This window comes from Komagataeibacter xylinus NBRC 15237 (genome assembly GCF_001571345.1).
In the GTDB taxonomy this organism is placed as follows: domain Bacteria; phylum Pseudomonadota; class Alphaproteobacteria; order Acetobacterales; family Acetobacteraceae; genus Komagataeibacter; species Komagataeibacter xylinus.
The window spans coordinates 1-2,753 of the sequence record NZ_BCTP01000104.1 but is presented as its reverse complement, the minus strand read 5'-3'; the positions used below and the strand labels follow the sequence as shown (position 1 = coordinate 2,753).

Annotated in this window: 3 protein-coding genes; 1 reads left to right on the top strand and 2 read right to left on the bottom strand. The window is 57.9% G+C overall.

Annotation, left to right across the window (positions count from 1 at the left end):
• Positions 1–750, bottom strand: a 750-nt coding sequence (locus GXY01S_RS17765; protein WP_156470350.1) for a DUF4158 domain-containing protein, incomplete at its 3' end; no start/stop codon positions are given.
• 156 nt (positions 751–906) lie between these two features.
• Here GXY01S_RS17765 and GXY01S_RS16500 point away from each other — a divergent pair.
• Positions 907–1,503, top strand: a complete 597-nt coding sequence (locus tag GXY01S_RS16500) for a recombinase family protein (RefSeq protein WP_029329811.1) — start codon at positions 907–909, stop codon at positions 1,501–1,503.
• A 15-nt stretch (positions 1,504–1,518) separates the two neighbouring features.
• On the opposite strand, the gene GXY01S_RS16495 is transcribed toward GXY01S_RS16500, so the two are convergent.
• A complete protein-coding gene (locus GXY01S_RS16495) occupies positions 1,519–2,499 on the bottom strand; it encodes an IS110 family RNA-guided transposase (RefSeq protein WP_061276857.1) in 981 nt (326 codons plus the stop codon).
• Positions 2,500–2,753: the final 254 nt, after the last annotated feature.

Genomic DNA, 2,753 nt, shown 5'->3' with positions numbered 1-2,753 from the left:
GGCCACACGCGGTATGGTCGTGGCGCGAGCGCTGTCGAGGTTCAGGGATCGTACATACTCCAGGCGTTCCAGCAATCGCAGGATATTGCGCGCGGCTGGTGACAGGGGCGGGTTACGCAGCCACGAGAGCGAGGAGGCACTGCGATCGCCACGACGCTCCAGCATTTTGTCCAAACGACAACGGGTTTCCGGCGGCAGATCCCCTGCAAGGACGTCATGGACAAGGTGATCGGCCTGCTGGCGAGCACGGCGCACCAAGGCTTCAATGACAGTGACCGACGGCAGGAGAATGCTTCGGCGACGCATCTCGTCAATCAGGATCGCAGCCATGCGGGATGGCTGGGTCACATGATGTGCAATTGGCATCGCGAAACCGGTCATGTCATGAAATGCCGACCGATCGAAGGTTCGGTAGCCATAACGCTTCATCAGGTGGGCCAGATGGGATCGACGGGTTTCGTCACGACGTCCGTAATGGGACCAGAGCCCAGGGGACAGGTCGAGCTGCCGCGCAACAAATGACAGAATGGGAGCCGGTGGTGTTTCACCAGATTCCAGCACCCGTCCCGGCCAGCGCATGTAGAGCATGACCATCGCAAAACCCAATCGGGAGGTTTCTCCGCGGCGGGTTGCGATCAGATCGAAGTCATCCTGGCTGAGTGTAAAATGTCTCGTGATCTCGCGATCATCGACAGAAGGCTCGTAATGTCGGGCGAGAGCTTCACGGGTCAGAAGACGGCGCCGCGCCATGATCGGATGTCTCCTTCATGTGTCCGGAAGGGGATCGTTGGACGGACTGTCCCGGACAAGTGCAACACGTCATGGAATACAGCCGTGTGCTGTGTCTCATAAAGGTGGTACCATATGTTTTGCAGTCATGGGGCCTTATACGTTACACTTTCCCGTATGACACACATAATGATCGGCTATGCCCGCTGCTCGACGGACAAACAGGATCTCGCGGCCCAGCATCAGGAACTGCTCAAACTCGGTGTTTCTGCCGATCGTATTTACACCGACAAGGGCTTCACCGGCACGAACCGGGAAAGGGCCGGCCTTGACCAGGCACTGGCGGCTGTTCGTAGTGGCGATACTTTGGTCGTACCAAAGCTTGATCGACTGGCCCGCTCTGTCCCTGATGCACGGCTTATTGGCGACAGCCTGGCATCCCGTGGCGTGAAGCTTCAACTTGGGAACAGTATTCACGATCCGTCTGATCCAATGGGCAAGTTGTTCTTCAACATCCTTGCGACTTTCGCGGAGTTTGAAGCCGATCTGATCCGGATGCGTACTCGTGAAGGGATGGCCGTTGCACGCGACAAAGGTAAACTACGCGGAAAGAAACCCAAGCTTTCTGAACGTCAGCAAAAAGAGCTTCGCCGGATGTATGATACCGGCGATTACTCCATCAGCGATCTTTCAGAACTGTTTTCTATTTCTCGGCCAACTGTCTATCGAACTCTCAGCAGAACAGCCTCAACGTTCTTGTTGGGTTCACTCTAAGAGTATCCGTTGTGGTCAAGCGGCTTTTGGCGTCCAAAGCCGATCTTTGTGAAGCAGGGCGTTTGCGAGGACAACGAGCTTTCGCATGATTGCGGTAATGGCGATCTTGGCGTGTTTTCCCTTTGCGATAAGGCGATCGTAAACACGTTTGAGGTCTGGGTTGAACCGCATGGCGACGATGGCCGGCATGTAGAGAGCTTGCCTTATGGTGGCACGACCACCCTGGATGAAGCTGCGGCCTCGCCATGTGCCGGACTGGCGCGTGATGGGTGCCAGCCCGGCCAGTGCACCTGCCTGACCTTCTTCCATCATGCCGAGTTCGGGCATGTCGGCCAGAAGCGCATGAGCCGTGACTGTTCCCAGTCCCGGAATACTGGTCAGCACGTCCCGGCGTCGAGACAGATGCGCATCTTCCGCCACGAGCGCGTCAGTTGCCGCATCGAGGGATGTGACCTGCGCCTCGATCTGCCGCAGGCGATGACGCGCGTGGCGCTGCAGCAAGCCGATCGTGAGGGTCTTGAGACGATTGAGCGTTGCCGTGCGGTCTCGCATCAGACTGCGGCGCGCGGCGACCAGTTCGGCCAGACGGTTCTGTAGATCCGTGCGGACTGGACGCGCCACCGGATCCAGCAGGGCACCATAGCGTGCCAGCATCAATGCATCGACGCGATCTGTCTTCGCGAGTTTGCCGGTGGCTTCGGCGAAACGCCGCGCCTGTCGTGGATTAACCTTGACCTGCGGGATACCAACGGCCGCCAGGCGTTCCTCCAGTGTGCGGTGATAGGGGCCGGTTGGCTCGAACACCACCCGGGCAACGGCTTTGATGTCGCCGATCCAGCGCAGAAGTGCGGTCTGGCCCTTGCGGGTGTTGGCGACACGGACGGTATCACCGCCGGGGTGACGGGCGGCGTCGAGATGATCCTTGGATACATCGATCCCAATTGTGATCGATGCGGGTGGCAACTCGGCCTTGGAAGCCGCAACTGGATGCGTCATCTTTTCCATGTCCTATGCTTGTCATCCGAGGCCGAACCTCGGGTATCCGTTCAGGGCACAAGGAAAAGAAGGGGTGGTCATACTCTCAAGACGACCCATTACGGTCTGCCTGTTGCCGACCCGTCCCCTTCCTGATTTTTCCGGGGTGGCCACCCCGGAAAAATCAGTCCTTTGTCGCACGCAGCGACGCGGAATGCATAAGACAAGACTGTTTGAAAAGTTAGTCCGGAAAACATTCAGCAATCATAAAGAAG